Raw genomic sequence first — 357 nt, forward strand, 5'->3', positions numbered from 1 at the left:
AATCGCCTTCATATATAACGCATGACCGAGAATAAAGTCGATAGTGTGTTCTTTACAAAAGTCAGCGACCCAATACCAGCAATGCATGCATTCTACGCCAACCACAATATCACCGATATACGGTTTTAGTAGTTTTAATAGTGCTTCTGGGTCATCTTTAATTTTCTTGTGAACAAGTATAAGTCCTGTATTATCAATGATACAGACGTAAAGTAATCGCGCGTGTAAATCGATTCCACAATAATATGGATGCATGTTATTGTAAAAGTTCATTGAGCTTTCTCCTGTAAGGTTGGTTGCCTTTTCAGCGTAGCGAATAATCGCGATGCTGGGGAGGAGGCTCAATGAGTATCAAGT

Annotated in this window: 1 pseudogene; it reads right to left on the reverse strand. The window is 39.2% G+C overall.

Annotated elements, in window-relative coordinates:
- Positions 1–273 (reverse strand): annotated as a pseudogene (locus P20480_RS18350) (IS110 family transposase); the annotation flags it as partial.
- Positions 274–357 lie beyond the last annotated feature (84 nt).

Origin of the sequence: Pseudoalteromonas sp. BSi20480 (genome assembly GCF_000241365.1) — a bacterium.
Classification (GTDB): Bacteria; Pseudomonadota; Gammaproteobacteria; order Enterobacterales; family Alteromonadaceae; genus Pseudoalteromonas; species Pseudoalteromonas marina.